Here is a 25,384-nt window from a genome sequence, read left to right on the forward strand (position 1 = left end):
CAAATTGCATCTGCAAGGGCACCGCCAGCCAGAAAACCGCCTCAGCACAATGTGGCGCCCAGCGCACGGACGACCGTCGTCAACGCCGGATCGGCATCCTCCAGCATCACACGTAGCCCATCGGTTTCACGACGGACCGGATAGTGCTTGCGCAGTGCATCGAAGCCCGCTTTGCGGTCTGTCGCATCACCTGCCAGGACGCGGCGAAAATCGGCATCGTCGCGGCGCGGGTCGTAGACTGCCCGGCACAGAATCGCCAGCAGCTCCTGCGCGGTGGTGTTCTTGCTGAAACTCAGGCTGCTCAGCGCCGGTGCCGGCATGAGCGCAGCGAGATTCACTACCGGCGCGACGCCCAGGTATGCGCAAAAAGCCTGGTAGATCTGCCCGGTACCACGCAATTTGCCATCGAGGCTGTAGCCAGCGATATGCGGTGTGGCAATCCGGCAGAGTCCGGCTAAATCGGTATCGACCTCCGGCTCTCCTTCCCAGACATCCAATACCACGCCCAGATCCGAGCGTTGCAGCAGCAAGTCGCACAGCGCGTGATTATCGACCACAGCCCCGCGGCTGGCGTTGATCAGCCAGGCGCCGGGACGCAGCCGGGCCAGGGTTTTCGCATCGAACAGGTGAAAGGTGGGATTATCACCCTGCGAAGTCAGCGGTGTATGCACGCTGATCACGTCGCATTCATCGAGAATGCGTTCAAGCGTCACGAAATCGCCTGCCACTTCGCTTGCCTGCCGGGGCGGGTCACAAACCAGCAGATTCCAGCCCAGGGTGCGCAAGACCTCGACCAGGCGCCCACCCACCTGCCCTGCACCAACGACACCATAGGTACGCGAAGCCAGCTCGATGTCCTCCTGCTCCGCCAGAGTCAACAGGCTGCCGAGCACGTAATCCACCACGCCGCGCGCATTGCAACCGGGCGCGCTGGCCCAGGCAATTCCGGATTGGGCCAGATAATCCAGGTCGAGATGATCGGTACCGATGGTACAGGTGCCGATGAAACGTACAGCTGAGCCTTGCAAAAGCTCACGGTCGACTTGAGTCACCGAGCGCACCAGCAAGACATCGCAGCCAGCCACGGCGGAGCGTTCGATGGCTCGACCGGGCATTCGGCGAATGTCACCGAACCCACCAAAAAAAGCATCGACCAGGGGAATGTTTTCATCGGCAAGTATGCGCATGGATGGCTCCGGGAAAAGCTGCTGATAACCTGTACGCTATGGGTTGCAGATTACCGCTATTCAAGCCTTCCGGCACCGTCGGACACAGCGTAGACTGCGCGACTTTCCCGGATCCAGGTAATCCCGGACATGAATGCCGGACGGCTGCGCAGCGAGTTGCGCGCCCTTATCGCCCTCGCTACTCCAATCATGATTGCCCAGTTGGCCGGCACAGCCATGGGCTTTGCCGATACGCTGATGGCCGGGCAGGTCGGCGCGAAGGATCTGGCCGCCGTGGCGCTGGGCAATTCACTGTGGCTACCGGTCTTTCTCTTGATGAACGGTACCCTGCTGGCCACCACGTTGAGTGTGGCGCGGTACTTCGGTAAAAACCATTCCGAACGGATCGGCCCCTTGGTCCGCCAGGCTGCCTGGCTGGGCATCGTTATCGGCAGCCTGTGCACTGCCCTGTTATGGAATGCGCAACCCATCCTGCATCTGATGCAGATCGAGGACAGCCTGAGCGCGCTGACTATAGCCTATCTGCGTGCCCTGGCCTGTGGTTTTCCGGCGATGGCGCTGTATCAGGTGCTGCGCTGCCTCAGCGATGGCCTGGGGCATTCCCGGCCCGGCATGGTGACCGGTATCTGCGGGCTGCTGCTGAATATCCCACTGAATTACTGCCTCATCCACGGCAAGCTTGGTCTGCCCGCCATGGGCGCAGTGGGTTGTGGCTGGGCGACCGCCTGGGCAATGCTATTCATGCTGGGCGGCATGCTGTTCTGGGTACGGTATGCCGATTATTACCGGCCATGCCGGCTATTCCAGCGTTTTGATTGGCCGTCCTGGCCGCACCTTGGCCGTCTGCTATCGATAGGCTTGCCGATCGGCGTGGCAATTCTTGCCGAAGTCAGCGTATTTTCGGTCATCGCGCTATTGGTTGCCGGGCTGGGCGAAGCACCGGTGGCGGGCCACCAGGTTACCTTGAGCGTTACCTCAGTAGTGTTCATGATCCCGCTGTCACTTGGCATGGCTGTCACCGTCCGAGTGGGCCAGGCGCTCGGTCGCCAGGCGCCTGGCGATGCCTTGTTCATCGCCAAGGTCGGGATGGGGACAGCCCTTTGCTATGCCGGTGTGTCCGCCAGTTGCATCGCCTTGCTGAGCGAACGGATCGCCAGTCTTTATACCTCCGATCCGCAGATCATCGCCGTGGCATCCGGTCTGTTGCTGCTTGCAGCGCTGTTCCAGTTCTCCGATGGCCTGCAGATCACCGCTGCCGGTGCGTTGCGCGGCTACCAGGACACGCGCATGATCATGCTGCTTACACTCATCGCCTACTGGGGAATCGGTTTACCCATAGGCGCGATTCTTGGCCTGACCGACTGGTTCGGCCCGGCCAGCGGTCCATATGGACTCTGGCAAGGCCTGATCGTCGGCCTGAGCTGTGCGGCCCTGTTGCTGGGTATGCGCCTGTCGCACAGGGCACGGCGGGAAATCCTGCTGCGCAACGAGCCTCAAGACAACGCAGCGATCAATCCGGCTCCGCTCAGATCTTGAGCATCAGAACCATTGCACTGACTACCAAAAAACCGCTGAACAGCATACGCAACATCCGTTCGGGCAGCGTGTGAGCCAGTTTCACCCCAAAGCTGATGGTGATCAGACCGCCAATGGCCAGCGGTATGGCCATCCGCCAATTCACTTCGCCATGCATGGCATAGGTGAACAACGCAACCAGGGTGCTGGGTACTGCCAGCGATAGCGCAAGCCCTTGGGCAATGACCTGGGAAGCGCCAAACAGCGTAGTAAGCAACGGCGTGGCCACCAACGATCCGCCTACGGCGAAAAGCCCGCCCATGGCTCCTGAACCACCACCTATGACAAGAAACCACGGCCACCAGGGATAACGAAAACCGCCATTGCCTTTGCTCACAGCCGGTCGCAGCGCCTGGAATAGACTATAGGCGGCCAACACCAGCAAAAACAGAACGAAGATAATGCGCATGACTCCGGCATCCAGCGATATCGCCATGAGCGAACCGAGGATGGAACAGCAGAAACTCGGCAAGGCCAACGCCAGGGCGTGGCGAATATCGATATGGTTATGCTGATGGTAACGCCACAGGGCCAGCATCACATTGGGTGCCACCATGACCAGCGCCGTGCCCTGGGCCAGTTGCTGATCCATACCGAATACCACGCCCATAAGAGGAATCGCCAACAATCCACCGCCAATACCGAACAGCCCCCCCAAAGCTCCCAGGACCAGGCCAAGACCCAGATTCATCAGCACTTCAAGCACAAACATGGGGAAATCCTTCGAAACGAGCGCCTGAATCCTGCATTGGCCTCGCGAGAGCGGAACCGCATGGCCATGCATGCTGGCCATGCGGCAAATTACTGCGGAAGAATCTGCAAAGCCGCTTCGAGATCCCTTCCTCCTCGGGGTTTGATTCTGTAAAGCGGCTTTATACCAGCCCGCTGCAACTCAGCTACAACTCTTCTATTTCCTGAGTTACGCCCCATCCATCCAGTACGCCACCCAAGGGCTCGACGAGCCCCTCCAGGTTCTGCTCGAAACCATCGATGCCATCGTAGGTGGCATACATGATCTTGCTGACCTGCAGGTTCCAGCCGCCATCGTCGCGCGGAAAGACCTGAGTGTTGATGGATTCACCACGAAATCTGCTGGCGACCTGTCGCGCCCGATCCTCATCGGGAAAGATCGCGTAGAAATCGATCGCATGGATACGGGCAAAGTCGAAACCACTCTCCTTCATCTGGCGCAGAACGGTACCACTGACATCCTCGTAGGAGATGCTACCCATAGAAACCTCCTTTCTGGCGATGAGTGCTTACTTTCTTGAAAACCACACGGATCTGTTTTGGTTCGATTTCAGGCACCTGGTCGAATGGCCACATTCGGCTTACATCGGCAACCACGCTACCGGATCAGTGCGCGGCAGTGCTACCAGACCACGGCTACTCCAGATAACCTTCCGGCGGCGCCGGCAGACTCACCAGCAAGTTACGCAGGCCATCGCTCCACTGCTCTCGTACGCCCTCGAAATAGCGATCACCATCGACTATACGATAGCCTCTCGGCACAGTAAGCGTGTCCTTACGATACACCATCACATCCAGTGGCATACCTACTGACAGATTGCTGCGAATGGTTGAATCGAAGGAAATCAAGGCACAGCGAAGCGCCTGGTCGAGACAGGTATCGAACCGTAAGGCACGATCGATGATGGGCTTGCCGTACTTGCTTTCGCCAATCTGGAAATACGGCGTATCTGGCGTAGCGGAAATGAAATTACCCTGGGGATAGAGATTGAACAGAGCCGGTGGCTCGTCCTTGATCTGACCCGCCAACAAAAAAGAACACCCCATGTCGATGCCACTGTTCGCGGCAGCCGCCGCGTCGTGCTCGGTGATCTCGCGCATCGTCTCGCCGACCAGGCGAGCCGCCTCGAACAGGCTCGGAACATTGAGTAGATGGGCTCCTTCGCCACGCAGGCGCAAGCGCAGCAAATTGATCACCGATTGCGAGGTAGCCAGATTGCCAGCTGTCTGCAACACGATCAGCCGCTCGCCTGGCGTGCCGAAAGTGTACAGCTTGCGAAAAGTGGCAATGTGATCGACCCCGGCGTTGGTTCGCGAGTCGGAAACGAAAACGAGCCCATCGGCCAGGCTCATTGCGACGCAATAGGTCATAAGACTACTGTTCCTGGTCAAGCCTTGGAAAACACTGCGAAAGGCATTGACACATCGATGATAACGGTAAACGCCAGGCCACATGATCGTTTGCTTGCGGTCAAACACAGCATGGGCGACCTCTAGCGACTATTGCTGCTGTTGTTGCACGATCTGAATTTCCGCAGGCGATACGATCACATGTGCATGCATTTTTTCGTAGCCACCGCCCCGCCGCATACCACGCACCGGGCAGGCATCCAGGTAATCCATGCCCACTGCAAGCTTCAGATGGCGCTCCGGTTTGTTCAGCCGGTTGGTAATGTCGAAACTGTACCAGGCACCATTCAACCAGGCCTCGGCCCAGGCGTGACTAGCCACATGCCCGCAATCATCGGTAAACAAGTAGCCAGAGACATAGCGAGCGGGGATTCCCAGGGTGCGCAGGCAGGCAAGAAAGGCATGGGTGTGATCCTGGCAGACCCCGGCGCAACCGGCAAAAGCTTCGGCGGCAGTGCTTTCCACGTGGGTCGAGCCAGGGGTATAGGCCATATGCTCGCGCAGCGCTAGCATCAGATTGCCAAGGGCGGCACGGTCACGCTGCTCACCCACATTGCGCAAGGCGAACTGGCGCAAAGCCTGGTCGGCCTGGGTCAGATGCGTCGAACGCAGGAACGGCAAGGGCGAGCCATCATAACGCTCGGCCTCGCAGGCTTCGTCGATATCGACCTGGCCGCTAGCATGAATCCGGATCGTGTCGTGCGGCTCGTCGAGAGTCAGTACATGCAGGATATTGCCGTAGGGATCGACCTGGACCTGGGCCGGGCGCGGCAGGTCCAACTGCCAGCCAAGCACGCGCTGGCGTGGGCTTTCCTGCGGAGTCAGGCGCAGATACTGGATGCTGGCGCGAACCTGATCTTCATAGTAGTAGGCAGTATCGTGGCTAATGGAAAGTTTCATGCTGCCTCCAGATAAGCGCTGTGGATGGCGTTACCCAAGCGATGCATCTGGTCGATGGACTCGATGATCCAGTCGTGCAGGCCATGCTCGAAAACTTCATCGATTACGGTGTAGCGAACCCGTGCATCCAGCTCAGCCACCAGGCGCTGCGCCGGACGACCGTTGTCACCAGGCATGCCGGCAAGGATCTTTTGCATTTCTTCCAGGCAGGAACTCAGCGAGCGCGGCACATCCGCACGCAGCAACAATAGCTCAGCCACCTTGCGCGCCCGCGGCGAACCGCGATAAAGCTCGGCGAACGCTTCGAAGGAAGACAACGCCCGGAGCAAGGCACTCCACTGATAGTAGGCCCGTGCCGAACGGTCGTCGTGGTCCTCGCTGTCCTCGCCCAGCAGCTTGTAGCGGGCATCGAGTAGCCGCAGGGTATTGTCGGCACGTTCGATGAACGTACCCAGGCGGATAAAGTGATAGGCATCGCTGCGCATGATGGTGCCGACAGTGGCACCACGGAAAAGGTGCGAGCGCTCCTTGACCCATTCGCAGAAACGGCTGACGCCATAGTGCCCCAGCCCCTGCTCGGCAATGCTGCGCATTTCCAGCCAGGTCGCGTTGATGTTTTCCCACATGTCCGCGGTGATCCGCCCGCGTACGGCATGCGCGCTGCTGCGTGCCGCACTCAGGCAGTTGTACAGGCTGGCCGGATTTTCTGCATCGAGGGCAAAGAAATGCAGGATACGGTCAGCATTCAGCTGGCCGTGACGTTTCAGGTATTCGTTCATGGTTCCGCTGATCAGCAGCGGCATGGCTAGCTCGTCCAGGCCATCGCCCAGACCGCCCTGCGGCATCAACGACAGCGAATAGCTGACATCGAGCGTCCGAGCGAGGTTTTCCGCGCGCTCCAGATAGCGCGACATCCAGTAGAGATCATCGGCGGTACGGCTCAGCATTCGCAATCCTCCACAATCCAGGTGTCCTTGGTGCCGCCGCCTTGCGACGAATTGACCACCAGCGAGCCTTCGCGCAGCGCCACGCGGGTCAGGCCGCCGGGAACCAGGCGGGTTTCCTGGCCGCTCAACACGAACGGGCGCAAGTCGATGTGCCGCGGTGCGATGCCGTTCTCGACAAAGGTCGGGCAGGTCGACAGGCTCAGCGTGGGCTGGGCGATATAAGCTGCCGGGTTGGCCTTCAGACGAGCCCGAAAGGCCTCGATCTCCTTGCTGCTCGCCGCCGGCCCGACCAACATGCCGTAGCCGCCAGAGCCCTGGGTTTCCTTGACCACCAGCTCCGGTAGATGGGCCAGTACGTGCGACAGCTCGTCGGGCTTGCGACACTGCCAGGTCGGCACGTTAGAGAGAATCGGCTCTTCGCTCAGGTAAAAGCGGATCATGTCCGGGACGAAGGGATAGACCGACTTGTCGTCTGCCACCCCGGTGCCGATGGCATTGGCCAGGGTCACATTGCCGCTGCGATACGCCGACAGGAGACCGGGTACGCCAAGCACCGAATCTGCACTGAACGCCAGCGGATCGAGGAAGCCATCGTCCAGGCGGCGGTAGATGACATCGACCTGAACTGCGCCAGCTGTAGTGCGCATGTAGACCTTGTCGTCACGCACGAACATATCCGCGCCTTCCACCAGCTCGACGCCCATTTCACGGGCCAGGAAGGCATGCTCGAAGTAAGCGCTGTTATAGCGCCCCGGGGTCAATACGACGACGCAGGGATTGTCCAGCGGACTGGCGCTCTTCAGGGTTTCCAGCAGCAGGTTCGGGTAGTGGTTGATCGGTGCGATGCGTTGGGCGGCGAACAATTCGGGAAACAGCCGCATCATCATCTTGCGGTCTTCCAGCATGTAGCTGACACCGCTCGGCGTGCGCAGATTATCTTCCAGCACGTAGTAGGTACCGTCGCCATCGCGCACCAGATCAACACCGGCGATATGCGCATAAATGTCACGGTACAGATCGAGTCCCTGCATGGCCATCTGATAGCAGTCGTTGGCCAGCACCTGCTCCGGCGGGATGATCCCGGCCTTGAGAATGCGCTGTTCGTGATACAGATCGGCCAGAAACAGGTTGAGCGCTTTCACACGCTGGATACAGCCAGCCTCGACCATGCGCCATTCGCTGGCCGGAATGCTGCGCGGGATGGTATCGAAAGGAATCAGGCGTTCAGTGCCCTGCTTGTCGCCATAGAGCGTGAAGGTGATACCGGCCCGGTGGAACAGAAGATCGGCCTCGCGCCGGCGCTGGGCCAGGATATCGGGCGGCGTTTCCGCCAGCCAGCGGGCAAATTCCTGATAATGCGGCCGGCACTCGCCGTTCGCATCGTACATCTCATCGTAAAAACTGCGGCTCATGCGCGATTCCTTGTCCAATCGGGGCCCTGCGGTGCAAGCACCGCAGTATGTCAGTCAGCTTGACTCATCGAACGGGTTTTCGACACCAGGGAATCAACCGTTGTGTGACTTGCCGATCGCCTGCAGCACGTATTGCGGCAGGGCAAAGGCTCCCTGGTGAATATCGGAGTTGTAGTAGCGCGTAGTGATACCGCTGGCAACAAAACGCTGACGCAGGGTTGCCAAAGGCAGCGTGCGCTGCGCCGGGTCACAGGCGCCCCAGGCAAAGGTCATGGCGCCGCCGATATAGGTGGGAATCGCTGCCTGGTAGAAATGCCAGTCACGGAACAGGCCCGTCATGCGCTGGGCAGTCGTGCGCACCTCATCGAGTTGCATGAACGGCGTGCCGTTCTGGGTGACCAGAATGCCGCCATCGTTCAGGCAGCGCCGGCAGGCTTGATAGAAATTCTCGGAAAACAGCACCTCACCCGGCCCGATGGGATCGGTCGAATCCGAGATGATCACGTCGAACTTATCGTCGCTGGTCGCAACGAAACGCATCCCATCATCGATCACCAGTTGCAAACGCGGATCATCGAAGGCACCGCTAGAGTGCTGGGGTAAAAATTGCTTGCACATATCGACCACGGCACGGTCGATTTCGACCATGGTGATGTGCTCGACCTCCCCATGCCTGGCCACTTCGCGCAGGATGCCGCCATCACCGCCACCGATGATCAGCACGCGCTTCGCCTGCCCGTGGGCGAACAGCGGTACATGGGCGAGCATTTCGTGATAGATGAACTCGTCGGCCTCGGTAGTCTGGATCACGCCATCCAGGGCCATGACGCGCCCCATGCGCGCATTCTCGAAAATCACCAGATGCTGATGATCGGTACGCACTTCGTGCAGCAGCTTGTCCATCCGGAAGCGCTGGCCGTAGCCTTCGTAGAGGGTTTCCTGGTAGTCGGTCACGGCTGTCTCCTTTATCGGCAAGGGCGGCAAGGCCACTTCCATACCTGCCCGCGAAGAAAAGACCCTTATTCTACGTGCCTCACCAGGGTAGATGGAATTACCGGAGCGGGTCGCCAGCACGACATTCGGGCTGTACTTTTTCCAATCGTCCGTATTTCTCGCCATAATGAGGGCCGACATGGGCATCCAGCCCGTGGCATAGAAAAATTCACCCCCATGCTCTGGATACCCTTCACCCTGCTTGCCGCCTTTACCCAGGCCCTGCGTAACGCCCAACAGAAACAGCTCAGCGCCGATGTCAGCGCCATCGGTGTGACCCTGGCGCGTTTCATCTGGGCCATGCCCCTGGCCGGCCTTTACCTGCTGCTGCTGCACCTGACGATACCCAGCGAACTCCCTCACTTTAACGGCCGTTTCGTATTCGCCGTCATGGCTGCAGCCTTTGCCCAGATCGTGGCAACTATCCTGATGGTGCTGCTCTTCCAGCGCCGCAGCTATGCCGTTGGCGTCGGCCTGGCCAAGAGCGAAGCCCTGCTGGCGGCTATCCTCGGTGTTGCGTTCTTCGGCGCCCAGCTCGGCCTGCTCGGTTGGCTGGGCATCCTCGTTGGCGCCATCGCCGTATGGCTGATGAAAGGCAAGAGCAAACCCGATTCGACGGATCTCTCCACCCTGCTGCTCGGGCTCGCCAGCGGGCTGTGTTTCGCGCTGACCACTCTGTGGGTACGCGATGCCTGCCACCAGTTGACCCTGCCGTTCATGCATACCGCTGCCTGGGCGCTGCTATGGACCATCGGCATCCAGGTCACATCCCTGGTCACCTGGCTGGCACTACGCGATCCCGGCACTCTGGCCAAGCTCTGGCACCGGCCATCACTGGTGTTACGCATCAGCCTGTCCAGTTCCATCGCTTCCCTGTGCTGGTTCACCGCCGTCAACTTGGAAAACGTCGGCCTGGTGAAGACGCTTGGGCAGATCGAAGTGTTCTTCACCCTGCTGCTGTCCCAACACTGGCTAAAGGAGCAGGTTTCCGGACGCGACCGGCTGGGCCTGCTGCTGATTATCATCAGTGCGGTATTGGTGATCTGGCCTTCGCTGCCAGGCTGAAAGGAATGGTTATAAGTCGGTCAACGCTTCGAAAACACACTTTCGCCCGGTATGACCAGCCTGATACGATGAGAACACTTCTTAATTGCACCAATATCCTCCCGAGCCTTTGCAGAGTGGATTGCCGACCGCCATGGCACAGCCGCCTTTCCAGCAAACCATCCATAATCTCTACAGCGAACACCATGGTTGGCTGTTCGCCTGGCTGCGCAGAAAACTGGGTTGTACCCAGCACGCCGCCGACCTCGCCCAGGATACCTTCGTGCGCATCCTCGCCTCGCGCGACGCCGCCCTGGGCAACCTCCGCGAACCCCGCGCCTACCTGACCACCACCGCGCGCCGGCTACTCATCGACCACAGCCGCCGCAAGCGGATCGAAAACGCCTACCTGCGCGAACTGACGCTGACCGCCGAAGCCCTGGCGGGCTTCCAGTCCCCGGAACAGATCCTCGCCACCCTGGAAGCTCTGGAGCAGATCACCTTCGTCCTCGACGGACTCGGCGAAAAACCCCGCCAGGTATTCTTGCTCTATTTCCTCGACGGCCTGCCCCAGGCCGAAATCGGCCAGCGTCTGGACATCTCCGAGCGCATGGTGCGCAAGCACCTGGTACATGCGCTCCTGCACTGCCAGCAGACTCTGGACGTCTGAACCTTGACTCCGGAAGACCGGGCCATTGGCGAACAGGCTGCCGAGTGGCTGATCCACCTGAACGAGGAAGACCTCGACGCCGCCGAACGCCAGCGCTTCGCAGCCTGGAAAAACCAGGACCCGCGCCATGCCGCCGCCATCGAACGCCTGCAAGGCTTTGTCGGCCAGATGCAGACCTTGCGCCCGCAAAAAACCTCGGCACACGCTGCTCTCGACGCCGCCTTCGGCCAGCGTAAACGCTCACGTGGCAAACGTGGCCTGCAAACCCTGCTCTTGCTGCTCGTCCTCGCCCTGCCAGCCGCCGCCTTGCTACTGCACGACAGCCCGTTCGGCTATCTACTGGCCGACCTGCGCACGGCACCCGGCGAATGGCGCAGCCAGGTACTGGCGGATCACACACGTCTCGATCTGGCCGGCAACAGTGCTGTCGACCTGCGCTTCGACACTCGTCAACGGCGCATCGAACTGCTCAAGGGCGAAATTCTTGTGGAGGTCGCCCCGGATACCCGGCGGCCGTTCGTCGTCGAGACCGAGCACGGCCGGATGCGTGCGCTCGGCACACGCTTCCTGGTCCGCCGCGAGGACGGCGCCACCCGGCTGATCATGCTTGAATCGCGCGTTGCCGCCCATGGCTCTGCCTCCCCGGCAGAAGTCGAAGTGGTAGCCGGCGAACAGGCACTCATCACCCCGTCGACAGTGCGCCTGGACGCCAGCATCGACCCGCACGGCATCGACGCGGCCTGGAATCGGCACCAACTGGTCGTGCAGGATCGCCCGCTACCGGAAGTGCTCGACGAACTGGCCCGCCAGCATAGTGGCTTCCTCTACTTCAACCGCCAGGCCCTGGAGCACCTGCGTGTGTCCGCCGTACTGCCCCTGGACGATCCCCAACGAGCCCTGAATCTGATTGCCGAAACGCTGCCAATACAGGTGCGCATTTTCAGTCCCTGGCTAGTGCTGATCGGGCAGGATGAGGAAAGCCCAGACGCGCAGGCTGCGCCCCGGCGTCAGGGCGGTTTCCGGTAAAACCCGGTCAACCTCGAAGCCTGGAGATATGCAGGGTGGATGGACGAACCCATCCAGTGTTTCGCACACCGGCTAGACGAGCAAAGTGTCGTTCACTTAGCACCTGTTGACGCTACTGGCACGGCCGCGCCGGAACTCGCGACAGTAGTATTAACAGGCCCTGGCACGGGAGACCGGAAAGGCTGAGGAAACTCATCCGGCCGCGATGCGGTGGGGCTCAATTATCCGGGCCTTGGCACCTAGAAAATAAAATAATTCTTATTTTGTTCCGCTTTTCTGTTTCTGTCCGTCAAGGGAAATATCGACATTCGACAGGAACCCGCCACCATGCACCCAAGAACGCGCCACCCGGACGGCAACCCCCTCTTCGCGCCCCTGGCCCTGGCCATTCACCTGGGCTTCTCCTCTGTTGTGGGCACCACCCTGGCGCTGCCGGCCAAGGCCGCCGACAGCCAAGACGCCCGCCTCCGCTACGACATTCCCGCCGGCCCCCTCGGCGAAGCGCTCAATCGCTTCGCCCAGCAGGCCAGTATCGCCATTTTGTTCCGGGCACAGAATGTCGCCGGTCTTTCCAGTCCGGGCCTGCAGGGCAACTATGGCATCGAGGAAGGCTTCACCCGGCTTCTGCAAGGCAGCGGTTACGCCGCCGTCCGGGGCGCCAACGGATACGCACTGGTAGCCGTTCCTGAAACGGATAAGTCAGCAGAAAACAGCATGGAGCTGGATGCCATGCGGGTAGAAGACAACTCACTCGGCACCATCACCGAACATACCAAGTCATATACGCCTGGCACCGTCGCCTCCGCCACCCGTTTGGTACTGACACCGCGAGAGACACCACAGACGGTCACTGTGGTCACCCGCCAGCATATGGATGACTTCAATCTCACCAGCATCGACAAAGTGATGCAGCACACGCCGGGGATCACGGTCACTTCACGGGACAGCGAACGATCCGAATATTATGCACGAGGTTTTGCCATCACCAACTTTCAATACGATGGCATTCCTATTCAGCGGCTAGTCCAATACTCCTCAGGCAATACCCTGAGCGACATGATTGCCTATGATCGTATCGAAATTATCAAAGGAGCTAGCGGTATCACCACTGGCAGCGGCGGGCCTGGAGCTACTCTTAATCTGGTGCGCAAAAAACCCACTCATGAACTTTCCGGACATGCCACGGCGGAGGCGGGCCGTTGGGATAATTACCGTACCGAGTGGGATTTGGGAGGACCTTTAAGCGAAAGCGGCAATATTAGGGGCCGAGTTGTCGGAGCTTTTCAGGATCAGCATTCCTTTATGGATCACTATAAAACGCAGACCAAAGCCTATTATGGCATCCTGGAAGTTGATCTTTCTCCAAATACGTTGCTCACGTTCGGCGCCGATTACAATCAAAGTACCCCAACCGGTTCTAGCTGGGGAGGAATTCCGCTTTTCGACGCCCAGGGTGATGAAGTCCACGTGTCCCGCTCCTTTAATCCTGGGGCCAGTTGGAGTGCTTGGGAACAATTCAGCCGTTCTTATTTTACCCAGTTGGACCATAATTTTGACAATGGTTGGGTAAGCAGAGCTTATTATACCTACCAAACCAATGGCTATGATGCACAAATAGGATCAATAGGTTATAGCAGGCCTGAAAATCCTTATCTTTTATCCGGTCGTTATCGAGGAAAAACCAAAAGCCAAGCATTGGAAGTTTATGCAAGTGGCCCCTTTGAATTATTGGGTCGCGAACATGACCTAGTAATTGGAGCCAGTGCCTACCGTAACCATTGGCAAGGTAATGACTGGAGATCGGCTAGATCCACTATAGAAGACTTCTATGGTTGGAGTGGCGAAGTCCACAAGCGCGATTGGGGATCAGTCACAAACAGTAATGATCAATTAACACTCCAACGGGCTGTTTATGCCACAGCTCATCTTAAACCTACCGATAAGCTTGCCTTTACATTAGGTGCCCGGGTTACCAATTACCGCTTGAGCAGGGATGTCTATGCCAAAAAGACCGGTGAAGTCACGCCTTTTGCGGGTGTAGTTTACGATCTCAACGATAATTTTTCGCTATATGCCAGCTATACCAGCATCTTCTTGCCATCGAATTATCGTGATGAAAATGGTGGCATCCTTCAACCGGATGAAGGTGATAGCTATGAGGGGGGTATAAAAGGAGAATGGTTCAATGGACGTTTGAATGCCAGCTTGGCTTATTTTGAAATTCGTGAAGATAACCGTGCCGAATACGCTGGATTTAACACTGAAAGAAACGAATCCTATTTTCAAGGAATCAAGGCTAAAACCAAAGGGTTGGAGTTGGAAGTTTCGGGTGAATTAACGCCAGGCTGGAATATCCAGGCAGGTTATACTTGGATGACGATTCGGCGTGATGACAATAATAGAAAAATAACTACTGAAACCCCCGAACATCAGTTCAAAGCATATACGACCTATCGACTACCAGGGATATTTAAAAAATTAACCATTGGTGGTGGAGCCAATTATCAGGGAACGACTTGGATGGATGTTTCTAATCCTGTTAAGGGAACTGTACAAAATCACCAAGAGGCTTTTTGGTTAGTCAATCTAATGAGCAAATACCAAATTACCGATAAACTTTCCGCCACTCTTAACATTAACAATTTATTTGATAAATTTTACTATACTAACATTGGTTATTATAATACAAAAGCTTACGGAGAGCCTCGCAACATGATGCTAACTACCCGCTGGGATTTTTAAGATTCATTACAGGCAAAAACCGCTGTTTTATACAGCAAACTCTTCAAACCTAACGTCGCGACAATAAAATTGACTCCCACGATTACCACTTGCCCGACACGAAAGCTTTATTTGCTTTCGTGTTTTTTCATTCTGACTATCCAACTCGAGAAACCATACAGTTAATCGCTGACGCATCAAGTGATACTCGGGCAAGCCAACTGCACATCCAAGTCGGGCCAATACAGCGGCCCGCTATCATAAACCTCGTTATCGGCAAAGCGGCCTCCACGACACTCTCCTGAACCACTCCAAAACACTTCCAGTCAGAACGATAACAGTAGCCGGGAGATTCGCACCGAGTGAACTCACGCGGTCTTCAAGCGTGCCATTCAGCCGTTTGCCATTCATCTCGCCAGGGAAAAGTGCGCCTTAGAAAGGCTTACTGAGTCATTTATCAAGCCGAAGACTATTTCCAAGTCTCTTTCGTTATATACATATAAATATTCAAACAACAATCAATAGTCATTTGTTACATTTCATATTTTATGTAAAAAAATATTAATTTATTGATTTTAATAAATAAAAATAGAAAAAATAACAAGGTTATGTTTTGCAACAATTACCTTTGTTTTTTTATAAATAATTATATTGTAAAAGCATGCCGCCAACGTATGACATGCCTGCTTGTCCGTTACAGCATTTTAATTGGTACAAGCAAGTCCTGATTTGTATTCAGCAACAATTAGTTTCGTTTCTTTGAAACAGTTACATAATATTAAAAGGAAACTCTCCTTAATGAATAAATCCTTTTCCACTCTGTCCATCATAGCGGGTACTTTCGGTCAATTTCTTTGCGGGCAGGCAAGCGCCGAGTTTCTGAAGGACAGTAAAGCCGCACTCACCTTGCGAAATTTCTACATCAACCAAGATCCTCGTACTATCGACCGTCCCCGAGTCGAGCAATGGGGGCAGGGATTCATTCTTGATTATAAATCCGGCTACACTGAAGGCCCGGTGGGCTTCGGCCTCAACTTGCTGGGCACTTATGCAATCCGTCTGGATGATGGCGGCCGCACGGGCAAATCCGATCTGAAACGCATGCCTGGCGAGACATTTCCCCAGAGCAACGGAAAATCGGTCAATGAGTTCGGCAGGCTGGGCGTAACCGCCAAGATGCGCTATTCAGCGACCGAACTACAGGCCGGAACCATACTGCCTAAAGTGCCGGTAGTAACCTACAACGATGGTCGCCTGTTGCCACAGACGTTTGAAGGCGTCCAGATAACCTCAAAGGAAGTCGACAACGTACTCATCACTGCCGGCCGGCTGGAACGCTCCACGGAACGGAACTCCAGCAATAGCGACAGCCTGTCCATCATGGGATCGAACAATCGCCAAACCGGAAAATTCAGTAATCAATTTTACTACACAGCCATTGAATACAAACCCGTCAAGAATCTGCAGCTGCAATACAATTTCGGAAAACTACAAGACTTCTATAAACAGAATTTTTTCGGCCTGATCCACGACCTGCAATTCCCGGTCGGCTCGCTGAAAACCGATCTGCGTTATTTCCATAACGAAGCCACCGGAAAGAACGCTTCCCGCTCCGGGCGGGCAGAGGGTTATCGCTCCAACGGCCACTGGAATACAGGAGACCCCGACCGATACAAAGTGGACAACAAGCTTTGGAGCGCGCAGTTCATCTATAGCCTCAGTGGACACAGCCTGAAAGCAGGCTACCAAAAGGTAACCGGCAAAAGCGATTTTCCCAGCATTGCTCCAGACGGTGGTACCGGCCGCCCGACTTACGTGATCACTCGCTCCAATACGCAGGCAGCGCAATTTTTCAGCGCCGGTGAAAAAACCTGGCTGGTCGGATATGGTTATGACTTCGCCAAGCTCGGCCTCCCTGGCCTGAAGTTCGACACCACCTACTATAAAGGTAGCAACATCAAAGACGTGGGTAACGATGCTCGCGAGTGGGCACGCGACATCAACCTGAGCTATCAGGTGCAGAATGGAATGCTCAAGGGTCTGGGCGTTGTCTGGCGCAACGGTATATGGCGCGGCAATGACAGCAGTGCGTTCGCGGTCGACCGCGATGAAAACCGTGTAATAGTCAACTACACACTCAATCTGCTGTGACGTGGGAGCTCTCGCTTGGTGTTTTCGTAGCCGCTCCCGGGTAAAGCGTCTGGCGTTTTCAATGCCGATGTGAAGATCCACTCGCCATCGATTCGCAATCCCTCTCGATGCCTCGATGACGAAACGCCCGGCTTGAACCTGCTTGCAGCGTTTACCGCATCCAGTCCGTTCACGAAAGCGCTGCACAATCGGCGTGACGGGTTAGCCCTTGGCTAATCCGCCACCGTCACGTGCCTGCTCAGACGCGTACATTGCCGCGAGGCCCCATCAATGCCCAGATGATCAGGCCGAGCACCGGCAAGATCAGGATCAGCAGAACCCACAACACTTTCTTGCCGGTATCCGCCGAGCTGCGGACTACGTTGAGAACGGCCCAGATATCCAGCGCCAGTATGATCAGGCCAAGTATTCCGCCGAAGAAATCCATTCGCCAAACTCCCGTATCAGTAAGTACCTGATGTAGGACGCCTCGACCGATACCAAGGTTCAGCGAATTTCAGAAGACGGACGGATCGATTGCCGCGAAGCTGGCCACTGTCTCGTGCCCGCCCAACACACCGCCTTCGCGCGCCAGGCCAAGAGTACGCATACCGGCTGCACGGGCGGCATCGAGTTCCTGGAGCACATCGGAGAGGAACAGGATCTCCCCCGCCGGCAGGCCGATGGCGCTGGCGATGCGTTCATAGGAGGCCGTTTCGCGCTTGGCACCGCTGGTGGTGTCGAAATAGCCGGAAAATAATGGCGTCAAATCACCTGCTTCAGAACAACCGAAAATCAGCTTCTGTGCCTGGATCGAACCGGACGAATAGACATACAGAGCATATCCCTCTGCCTTCCAGCGGCGCAGCGCAACTACTGCATCCGGGTAGACATGCCCCTTGAGCTCGCCTGCTTCGTAGCCTTGCTGCCAGACCATGCCCTGCAGTGCCTTCAGCGACGTAGCCTTGCGATCGGTTGCGATCCACTCCAGCAGGATTGCCACGACGCGTTGCGTGTCGGCATCGGCCTCACCACTCTCGGCGCGTACGGCAGCAAGTTGTGCAGCCACCTCGGCAACGCCGGCGCGGGCGTGGATGAAAGCCGGCAAATGCTCGCGCGCATAGGGAAAGAGCACGTCGAAGACAAAACTCACCGCGCTGGTAGTACCCTCGATATCAGTGAGAATGGCCTTGACTGTCATCCGACCTCCTCCAGACGCGGGAAGTGGCTGGCGATATCGCTGCCGGTAGGTTGTGCCACCCAGCCTTCGGGATTGTTGAACAGGCGAATGGCGACGAAGCTGGGACTTTCACCCATATCGAACCAGTGTCGAGTACCCGCCGGGACCGAGATCAGATCGTTCCGTTCGCACAGCACGTTATAGACATAGCCGTTCACATGCAGGGTGAACAGACCGCGTCCGGCGACGAAGAAACGCACCTCGTCTTCACCATGCTGGTGTTCGTCGAGGAATTTTTCGCGCAGCGCTTCCCGCTGCGGATGCTTGCGATCCATGCTGACCACATCAACCGTGATATAGCCGCGCTCGGCTTTCAACTGGTCGATTTGCGAGCGATAGGCCGCGATCACCTCTTCCTGACTGGCACCGGGAACGACCGGGGTCTCGGCCTGCCAACGTTCGAAACGGATGCCAACCTCGGCCAGCGTGGCCGCGATGTCTTCGGCATGGGTCAGTGCCTTGAGGGGTTGTTGAGGAAAATCCTCGTGATAGACGCTCAGGATGCTCATAGGGTATCTCCTAACGCTCCACAGAACCGGCACACACTGCCATCGGGAGCCGCATGTTATCAGGGCTGGCGGGCAAGTGGGCCAAGTGCTTTGATCTTCAGTTCGCACTCGAACAGAAACTCGAAGGCCTCCACCTGTCGTAGCGCATCACTTACCTTCGTCCCCCAGGTATAGAGACCGTGGCCGCGAATCAGATAGCCGACGCAGTCGGGATGCGCATCCAGCCACGGCTGGATCTTCGCTGCCAGGCGGGCGATGTCCTGATCGTTATCGAAGATTGGCACCAATACCTGGCTTTCATGGGTCGAAACACCACTAAAAGCCTTCTGTAATTCGTAATCGGCAAAAACCAGTGAATCGCTGAGTGTCAGACGGGACAGCACCGTGGCATTTACCGAATGGGTGTGCAGAACTGCACCGATATCCGGCCGGCTACGATACAACTGGGTATGCAACAGCGTTTCCGCCGAAGGTTTCTTGTCTTGCTCCAGGCTGTTGCCGTGCATGTCCACAGCCAGCAGATCGTCGGCGCCCAGGATGCCCTTATGCTTGCCGGATACGGTAAGCAGCGCCTCGGTACTGGTCAGGCGTGCCGAATAATTGCTGCTGGTGGCCGGCGACCAACCGCGAGCGTAGAGAAAGCGTCCGGCCTCGATGATGGCCTGGGACAAATATTCGCGTGAGGCAGTCATGCCCGTTCCTCTTGCAATCGAATGGCAATGATAACGGCTGCGACCAGCGCTGCCAGGCTGGCCATGCCGAAAGTCCAAAATGGACCAAGGCTGCTCCAGCTGTAACCAGCATACAGGGCCCCCAGAGCACCACCGATGCCGGACACAGAGGCATAGAGCGCCTGCCCCTGCCCTTTCTGCCGGGAATCGAAGCTACGCTGGACGATATTCACGGCAGCAACGTGGAAACTGCCGAAAGTCGCAGCATGCAGGATCTGCACGAACAGTAGTACCGGCAGTTGTTCCCCCAGACCTCCCAGCAAGGCCCAGCGCAACGCGGCAAACAGGAAACTGGCGATCAGGATCTGGCGCAGGCTGAAGCGCTTGAGCACCTTCGCCATCACCAGAAACAAGAGGATTTCCGCCACCACGCCAAGCGACCACAGCAGGCCGATGGTGCCACGACCATAACCCAGGCTCTCCAGATAAATGCTGATAAACGTGTAGTAAGGCCCGTGAGACAGTTGCATCAGTGCCGCACAGACATAGAAAGCCGGCACCCCAGGACGCAGCAACTGGCGCCAAAAACCACCTTCGGCAGATATCTCGCGCGGCTCAGGCCGGGTACGGGGAATCCAGAGCGTTGCCAGTACGATGCCGGCCATGACCAGGACAATGCTTTGCGGCCAGTAATCGAGACTCAGATGCTCGAATAGCCCACCCAGCCCGGCCACCGCCACGATAAACCCAACACTGCCCCACAGGCGCAGCTGGCTATAGCGCGCCGCCTGTGCATGCAGATGGGCAAAGACGATGACCTCGAACTGCGGCAGTACCGCATGCCAGAAAAACGCATGCAGCGCCATCACCAGTGCCAGCCAGGCATAACTGTGTCCGATGAAAATCGGCAGAAAGGACAACAGCGTGCAGATCGCCCCCAGACGCACGATAGCCAGTCGCTGCCCACTGGCATCGCCCAGCCAGCCCCAGAGGTTGGGAGCAAAGCAGCGCATCAGCATCGGGATCGCCAACAGCTCGCCGATCCGCGCAGCGGAAAACCCCAGATGCGCGAAATACAGGCCGAAGAACGGCGCTGTCGCGCCGAGCAAGGCGAAATAGAAGAAGTAGAAGCTGGACAGGCGCCAGTAGGGCAAAGGCAATGAGGTCATTTCCCAAGTGGCAGGTATGAAAAAGTCGCTGCAGGCATCAGGTAACAGCGAATGAAGCTTGATTCACCGCCGCCCTGCCGCCTAAAGCTGCCTCAACACCGGTGTTTCGACAGCGACATCGGCATTCTGCGCGCGCTGGCGCAGCAAATGATCCATCAGGACAATGGCCAGCATGGCTTCGGCAATAGGGGTAGCACGGATACCGACACAAGGATCATGGCGACCTTTGGTGACAATTTCCACCGGCTTGCCATGGATATCGATGGAGCGCCCAGGCGTGGTGATGCTGGAGGTGGGTTTGAGCGCCAGATGCGCGACGATCGGCTGCCCGGAAGAAATCCCGCCGAGCACACCGCCAGCGTTATTGGAGAGAAATCCCGCCGGCGTCAGCTCGTCGCGATGCTCGGTGCCACGTTGGGCGATACTGGCGAAACCGGCACCGATCTCCACGCCCTTGACCGCGCCGATGCTCATCAACGCATGGGCCAGGTCCGCATCGAAACGGTCGAAAATCGGCTCGCCAAGGCCAGGCGGTACGCCTTCGGCAATCACGGTGATTCTCGCACCGACCGAATCCTCGTCGCGGCGCAGCTGATCCATGTAGGCTTCCAGCTCTGGCACCTTATCCGGATCGGGACAGAAAAAAGCGTTCTGCGCAACACTATCCCAGCTCTTGAAAGGAATCTCGATCGGGCCGAGCTGGCTCATATAGCCACGCACGACAATGCCACAACTCGCCAGATACTTGCGGGCAATGGCGCCGGCGGCTACGCGCATGGCGGTTTCGCGCGCCGAGCTGCGACCACCGCCACGGTAGTCGCGGATGCCATACTTATGGTGGTAGGCGTAATCGGCGTGGGCCGGGCGAAACAGTTCCTTGATCGCCGAATAATCCTTGGATTTCTGGTCGGTATTGCGAATCAGCAAGCCAATGGGGCAGCCCGTGGTCTTGCCCTCGAATACCCCGGAAAGGATTTCCACCTCATCGGCTTCCTGGCGCTGCGTAGTATGACGGCTGGTACCCGGCTTGCGCCGGTCGAGATCGTGCTGCAGATCCTCAGGGCCGAGCTCCAGCCCCGGCGGGCAGCCGTCGACGATGGCCACCAGGGCCGGACCATGGCTTTCGCCTGCGGTGGTGACGGTGAACAGTTTGCCGAAAGAATTGCCGGACATGCACGTGCTCCGCGAATCAACCTCGAATGGAAGAGCAGCATTATAGGGTGTGCCATCGATTATTGCCCCCGTTGCGAGAGAGCCTGATTTTGCGCAGGACAAGACACGCGCAGAAATCGGGTTATTCCAGACGAACGATGCACAACGCAGCACTGCGAACCAGGGCAGCCCAGTTTCGCCAGTTGGCCATCAAGGGCATACTTGTTGAACCACGGCATCCGACCTCGCCTGCCTGTCTCCTCGCAAACCGGATGTAACCAACCGATGCGTTCCTTCATCCTTCTTCTGGTAAGCCTGCTGATGACATTCACTGTTCGTGCAACGACCTTGCAGCAACAGATCGTCAAACTGGATACCGACAGCGGTGCGCTCTACGGCACGCTGTTGATACCCAAGGTCAGCGAACCGCCGCCGGTAGCCTTGCTGATCGCCGGTTCCGGCCCCACCAATCGCGACGGCAATAATTCCTGGGCGCGCAACGACAGCCTCAAGCTGCTGGCCCAGGCCCTGGCCCAGCGCGGAATCGCCAGCCTGCGCTATGACAAGCGCGGGGTCGAAGCGAGCTACGATGCCGGCCCGGACGAAAGTCGCTTCACCGTCGAACACTTTACCCAGGATGCCATCGAGTGGGGGCATCAGTTGAAATCCAGTGGCCGCTTCTCACGACTGATTTTGATCGGCCACAGCGAAGGTGCCTTGCTCGCCAGCCTGGCAGCAGAATCCGCCGGAGCCGAAGCCCTGGTATCTATCGCTGGTAGTGGCCGCCCGATCGATACCCTGTTGCTGACGCAACTGCAGAGCAAGCAATTGCCGCCACTCGTCCTGGCCTACAGTAAATGGCTGATCGCCGAGCTCGGTGCGGGGCGCATCCATACGGACGTACCGCAACCTTTGATGGAATTGTTTCGGCCCAGTGTGCAGCCATACCTGATTTCACTGTTCCGCCAGGACCCGGCCCTGGCATTCGGCCAACTCAAGATCCCTGCGCTGATCGTCCAGGGCCGCAACGATATCCAAGTGAGCGTCGAAGACGCCGAAGCCCTGCACCGGGCCAAGCCGGATGCCGAGTTGGTCTTGCTCGAAGGCATGAATCACGTACTGCGCATCGTCCCGAACAATAATATAGAGCAGCAGTTGGCCAGCTATGCCAACCCCAACCTGCCGCTGGCGCGGGGGTTGCCTGCGGCAATAGCTGATTTCATCCAGCGAAATTGAGTATTCCTGCATCAGGAAGAAATGTATTCATGCCACGCTACTGGCGGCAGCCATTATCGTCTTGCGGAAATAGAGGATAAGAAAAAAGCCCTGACCGGCTGGCCAGGGCTTTATCCGAGCGCTGCCAGGGCAGCGGTTTTTTACCGATGAATCGCCCTAGGAGGCAACTGCATGTCGCAGCGCCTGGGGATTCCAGGAAAACGTCGGTACGGAACCAAAAAAGGCATCGCGCTGCTGGATGACGATATCCAGGGCTCGGCTCGGCAACAGGTCGACATCGTCGAATGTGATGAGCTGACCCGGCTCTACGGCTCTTTTCAGTATGCTCTTGCTCAGTAGACCGATCGGGACATAGTTGAAGTTGTCCGTCAGTTTCACCGCTTCACCGCGGAATTGGAAACCACCGATGCCACGGTCGATCATCGTGCCAGCCTTCATCGGCTTCTTGGCAATGGCTGCCACACCCAGGGTCGGAGAAGTGGAGTTGTTCAAAAGAATATCGCCACCGGCGAGCACCCGACGCACGGTTTTACCCACTTCCAGCGAGCAAAGATGGAAAGGCCGCGTCAGTACATAATAAGGACCAGGGCCAAGCTTGAAGTATTCAATGGCCGGAGCCTGCTCTTCATCGTGCCGACAGACGATGAATACGCCACCAGCCGGGTAGCCGCTAGGCATCACGTAATCGACAATGGGTTGCCCCATCCGGTCGGCCATCATGCCCAGAATGCTGGCACTGTCATTCAGGTTAGTAGAAGCCAGGCCCTCCAGCCCCTGGCGGGTAATGGTGGCGCCGAGACCATTACCGACGATAACTTGCTCTATCTGTACCTTGGTGCCATCAGTAAACGATGTGGTCTGGTCGATGCTCAGACCCTGGCGTTTCGCCCAATAAGCCATGTCCTCTGGACTGGGATCGAGATTCAGAAACCCCTTCATATTGCCGAAAACCAGCGGTTTGAAGCCCATCTGCAGCGCGTCTTCGTGCAAGGCCGCCAGCGATCCTGGCTGGTCACCTTCGGCCTCGGTCATGAACCCTTTACTTGCCAGATAAGAGCCAGTCGTCACCTGTAGTTCGGCATTGACCGTAACGACAGGAAGATTAGCTTCGAAAGCATGTTCGATCACCTCGGTACCGTGGAAGACATTTCCACTGCACTCAACAATGATGTCGGAGTTTTCTACCAGATCATCCAGGGAGTTGGTGAGAGCGTTAGCCAGTGGGAAGCTGCTTAGCGTATCCAGTTTCCTGCGGGTGAGCACTCTGGAAATTTCCAGATCCTGATAATGATTCTTGATGAGACGCACGAATGCGTGCGAGATCATCCCGGTTCCAGAAACTCCGATTCTCTTCTTTGCGTTCGACTTATACATATTGCTGATCCATGCGTTATGGGACGTCATGGAATGAGACAGCGGCTTTGAAAAGAAAGTTTGACGCTCTTAAGGCCAAATGACGAAATATCGACTATGGCTGCAGGCGCTGCCAAAGCGCTTGAAGAACAGGAAGGATCGACCAACTAACATAAAAATCAAATAAAATCAATGATTAATAATTAACTCAAGACCTTGAATAAATAACCGATCAGTAAACACGTACCACACATGATCCATCTCTATATATCCCCTTCCCTATACAGGAAAGGTATTTTCAAGGAACAGAGCCAGTTCTTCGGCCCGTTCGCTCTTCGTATTGGTTGGCAATATTTTTCGGTGTGTTGCATGTCTGGGTGCCTCAACCCGCAAGAGCATGAAGCACCAGAACGGGGTACGACTAACGTGAAAATTTACGAGCGTGTCAACCAGACTGCTGTATTGCCCGGCAATTTGTCTTCCTGTAACGCTTCACTTGACAGCAACACTTTCCTGTCTGCCGGCAAGGCTACAGCCTTGGTTCCGAAATTGATCATGATGCGCAGATCGCCGTTATCAAATGCCAATACACCCTTATCGGCATCGAGCCACTGTACCTGGCCATTACCCAGAGAATATTTGTGGCGCAATTGTAGGATCTGCCGATACAGCTCCAGTGTGGAACCTGCCACGCCTTCCTGGCGGTCTACCGCATAGCGCGTATACGAAGCGGGTTGCGGTAGCCAGGTTTTGTCACTTGGACCAAAACCAAGGGACGGAGCTCCAGCTTTCCAAGGCAGTGGAACACGGCAACCATCGCGACCATATATTCCTTCTTTATCCTTGTTGCGGAAGAATTCCGGATCCTGGCGGTATTTGTCCTCCAGCGTGGTATGTTCCGGTAGACCCAGCTCCTCGCCCTGGTAGATGTAGGCCGAGCCAGGTAGGGCCATGGTCAGCATGGATAATGCCCGGGCCCGTCGCAGCCCCAATGCTTCGTCCGGTTGTTCGCTGGCGGCACCAATGCCCCTGGGATGGATGCCAGGCTTGCTTTGGCCGTAACGCGAAGGCGTACGCACTACATCGTGGTTGGAGTTTACCCAGGTAGTGGGTGCGCCCACTGTAGCCGCTAGGGCCATGGAGGAGTCGATGACTTTTCTGAATGCGCTTGCATCCCAACCTTCGAGCAACAGGTAGTCGAAATTGAAGGCCTGCTGCATCTCATCGGGGCGAATGTACTTGGGTCTGGACTGCGTGCCGACCACCGCTTCGGCCACCATCATGCGCTC

Annotated in this window: 23 protein-coding genes; 7 read left to right on the forward strand and 16 right to left on the reverse strand. The window is 57.1% G+C overall.

What is annotated here, in order from left to right; translation table 11 throughout:
* Window positions 1-41: 41 nt before the first annotated feature.
* Window positions 42-1,187 (reverse strand): 4-phosphoerythronate dehydrogenase PdxB, encoded by a 1,146-nt coding sequence (gene pdxB / locus FHR87_RS09895; protein ID WP_183166562.1) that lies wholly within the window; start codon window positions 1,185-1,187, stop codon window positions 42-44.
* 129 nt (window positions 1,188-1,316) lie between these two features.
* Here pdxB and FHR87_RS09900 point away from each other — a divergent pair, with 129 nt between their 5' ends.
* A complete protein-coding gene (locus FHR87_RS09900; RefSeq protein ID WP_183166563.1) occupies window positions 1,317-2,723 on the forward strand; it encodes an MATE family efflux transporter in 1,407 nt (468 codons plus the stop codon).
* Here the strand turns inward: FHR87_RS09900 and FHR87_RS09905 are convergent.
* The 7 genes from FHR87_RS09905 to speE all read right to left on the reverse strand — a co-directional run bounded on the left by FHR87_RS09905 (window position 2,713) and on the right by speE (window position 9,135).
* The gene (locus FHR87_RS09905; RefSeq protein WP_183166564.1) at window positions 2,713-3,474 is read right to left on the reverse strand and encodes a sulfite exporter TauE/SafE family protein; all 762 of its coding nucleotides are present in this window, start codon (window positions 3,472-3,474) and stop codon (window positions 2,713-2,715) included. The two genes, FHR87_RS09900 and FHR87_RS09905, sit on opposite strands and share 11 nt — an antisense overlap.
* Before the next feature lie 184 nt (window positions 3,475-3,658).
* Window positions 3,659-3,994 (reverse strand): ribonuclease E inhibitor RraB, encoded by a 336-nt coding sequence (locus FHR87_RS09910; RefSeq protein WP_183166565.1) that lies wholly within the window; start codon window positions 3,992-3,994, stop codon window positions 3,659-3,661.
* Between the two features lie 154 nt (window positions 3,995-4,148).
* Window positions 4,149-4,883, reverse strand: a complete 735-nt coding sequence (locus tag FHR87_RS09915; RefSeq protein WP_183166566.1) for a proteasome-type protease — start codon at window positions 4,881-4,883, stop codon at window positions 4,149-4,151.
* Between the two features lie 129 nt (window positions 4,884-5,012).
* Window positions 5,013-5,822, reverse strand: coding sequence for a transglutaminase family protein (locus FHR87_RS09920; RefSeq protein WP_183166567.1), 810 nt, complete (start codon window positions 5,820-5,822; stop codon window positions 5,013-5,015).
* Window positions 5,819-6,769, reverse strand: a complete 951-nt coding sequence (locus FHR87_RS09925; protein ID WP_183166568.1) for an alpha-E domain-containing protein — start codon at window positions 6,767-6,769, stop codon at window positions 5,819-5,821. The genes FHR87_RS09920 and FHR87_RS09925 overlap by 4 nt, the downstream gene beginning before the upstream one ends.
* Window positions 6,763-8,181 (reverse strand): circularly permuted type 2 ATP-grasp protein, encoded by a 1,419-nt coding sequence (locus FHR87_RS09930; protein ID WP_183166569.1) that lies wholly within the window; start codon window positions 8,179-8,181, stop codon window positions 6,763-6,765. Before FHR87_RS09930 ends, FHR87_RS09925 begins: the two co-directional genes overlap by 7 nt.
* A gap of 93 nt (window positions 8,182-8,274) precedes the next feature.
* Window positions 8,275-9,135, reverse strand: a complete 861-nt coding sequence (gene speE, locus FHR87_RS09935) for a polyamine aminopropyltransferase (RefSeq protein WP_183166588.1) — start codon at window positions 9,133-9,135, stop codon at window positions 8,275-8,277.
* A 216-nt stretch (window positions 9,136-9,351) separates the two neighbouring features.
* Between speE and FHR87_RS09940 the strand changes: the two genes are divergently transcribed.
* The 5 genes from FHR87_RS09940 (at window position 9,352) to FHR87_RS09960 (ending at window position 16,786) form a co-directional block, all read left to right on the forward strand.
* Window positions 9,352-10,239: an EamA family transporter gene (locus FHR87_RS09940; protein ID WP_183166570.1), complete on the forward strand. Its 888-nt coding sequence runs from the start codon at window positions 9,352-9,354 to the stop codon at window positions 10,237-10,239.
* Between the two features lie 133 nt (window positions 10,240-10,372).
* Complete coding sequence (locus FHR87_RS09945; protein ID WP_183166571.1) at window positions 10,373-10,888, forward strand: sigma-70 family RNA polymerase sigma factor; 516 nt, start codon at window positions 10,373-10,375, stop codon at window positions 10,886-10,888.
* A 3-nt stretch (window positions 10,889-10,891) separates the two neighbouring features.
* On the forward strand, window positions 10,892-11,914 hold the full coding sequence (locus FHR87_RS09950) for a FecR family protein (RefSeq protein WP_183166572.1): 1,023 nt from the start codon (window positions 10,892-10,894) through the stop codon (window positions 11,912-11,914).
* Between the two features lie 327 nt (window positions 11,915-12,241).
* The gene (locus FHR87_RS09955; protein WP_183166573.1) at window positions 12,242-14,656 is read left to right on the forward strand and encodes a TonB-dependent siderophore receptor; all 2,415 of its coding nucleotides are present in this window, start codon (window positions 12,242-12,244) and stop codon (window positions 14,654-14,656) included.
* Window positions 14,657-15,433: 777 nt separating this feature from the next.
* Window positions 15,434-16,786, forward strand: coding sequence for an OprD family outer membrane porin (locus FHR87_RS09960; protein ID WP_183166589.1), 1,353 nt, complete (start codon window positions 15,434-15,436; stop codon window positions 16,784-16,786).
* A gap of 238 nt (window positions 16,787-17,024) precedes the next feature.
* Here FHR87_RS09960 and FHR87_RS09965 read toward each other — a convergent pair whose 3' ends face one another.
* The 6 genes from FHR87_RS09965 to aroC all read right to left on the reverse strand — a co-directional run bounded on the left by FHR87_RS09965 (window position 17,025) and on the right by aroC (window position 21,527).
* Window positions 17,025-17,213, reverse strand: a complete 189-nt coding sequence (locus tag FHR87_RS09965) for a PLDc N-terminal domain-containing protein (RefSeq protein ID WP_183166574.1) — start codon at window positions 17,211-17,213, stop codon at window positions 17,025-17,027.
* Between the two features lie 69 nt (window positions 17,214-17,282).
* Window positions 17,283-17,966, reverse strand: coding sequence for an acireductone synthase (gene mtnC, locus FHR87_RS09970; protein WP_183166575.1), 684 nt, complete (start codon window positions 17,964-17,966; stop codon window positions 17,283-17,285).
* Complete coding sequence (locus FHR87_RS09975) at window positions 17,963-18,514, reverse strand: 1,2-dihydroxy-3-keto-5-methylthiopentene dioxygenase (protein WP_183166576.1); 552 nt, start codon at window positions 18,512-18,514, stop codon at window positions 17,963-17,965. The genes mtnC and FHR87_RS09975 overlap by 4 nt, the downstream gene beginning before the upstream one ends.
* A 59-nt stretch (window positions 18,515-18,573) precedes the next feature.
* A complete protein-coding gene (locus FHR87_RS09980; protein ID WP_183166577.1) occupies window positions 18,574-19,206 on the reverse strand; it encodes a methylthioribulose 1-phosphate dehydratase in 633 nt (210 codons plus the stop codon).
* The gene (locus FHR87_RS09985; RefSeq protein WP_183166578.1) at window positions 19,203-20,354 is read right to left on the reverse strand and encodes an MFS transporter; all 1,152 of its coding nucleotides are present in this window, start codon (window positions 20,352-20,354) and stop codon (window positions 19,203-19,205) included. Before FHR87_RS09985 ends, FHR87_RS09980 begins: the two co-directional genes overlap by 4 nt.
* An 81-nt stretch (window positions 20,355-20,435) precedes the next feature.
* Window positions 20,436-21,527 (reverse strand): chorismate synthase, encoded by a 1,092-nt coding sequence (gene aroC, locus FHR87_RS09990; RefSeq protein ID WP_183166579.1) that lies wholly within the window; start codon window positions 21,525-21,527, stop codon window positions 20,436-20,438.
* A 264-nt stretch (window positions 21,528-21,791) separates the two neighbouring features.
* Here aroC and FHR87_RS09995 point away from each other — a divergent pair, with 264 nt between their 5' ends.
* Window positions 21,792-22,742 (forward strand): alpha/beta hydrolase family protein, encoded by a 951-nt coding sequence (locus tag FHR87_RS09995; RefSeq protein WP_183166580.1) that lies wholly within the window; start codon window positions 21,792-21,794, stop codon window positions 22,740-22,742.
* A gap of 156 nt (window positions 22,743-22,898) precedes the next feature.
* Here the strand turns inward: FHR87_RS09995 and FHR87_RS10000 are convergent, their stop codons facing one another.
* Both FHR87_RS10000 and FHR87_RS10005 read right to left on the reverse strand, forming a co-directional pair.
* Window positions 22,899-24,068, reverse strand: a complete 1,170-nt coding sequence (locus FHR87_RS10000; RefSeq protein WP_183166581.1) for an NAD(P)-dependent oxidoreductase — start codon at window positions 24,066-24,068, stop codon at window positions 22,899-22,901.
* Between the two features lie 461 nt (window positions 24,069-24,529).
* Window positions 24,530-25,384: alpha-amylase family glycosyl hydrolase (locus FHR87_RS10005; RefSeq protein WP_183166582.1), on the reverse strand; the 855-nt coding region annotated here is incomplete at its 5' end.

The sequence above is a fragment of the Azomonas macrocytogenes genome (assembly GCF_014191985.1).
GTDB classification, from domain to species: Bacteria; Pseudomonadota; Gammaproteobacteria; order Pseudomonadales; family Pseudomonadaceae; genus Azomonas; species Azomonas macrocytogenes.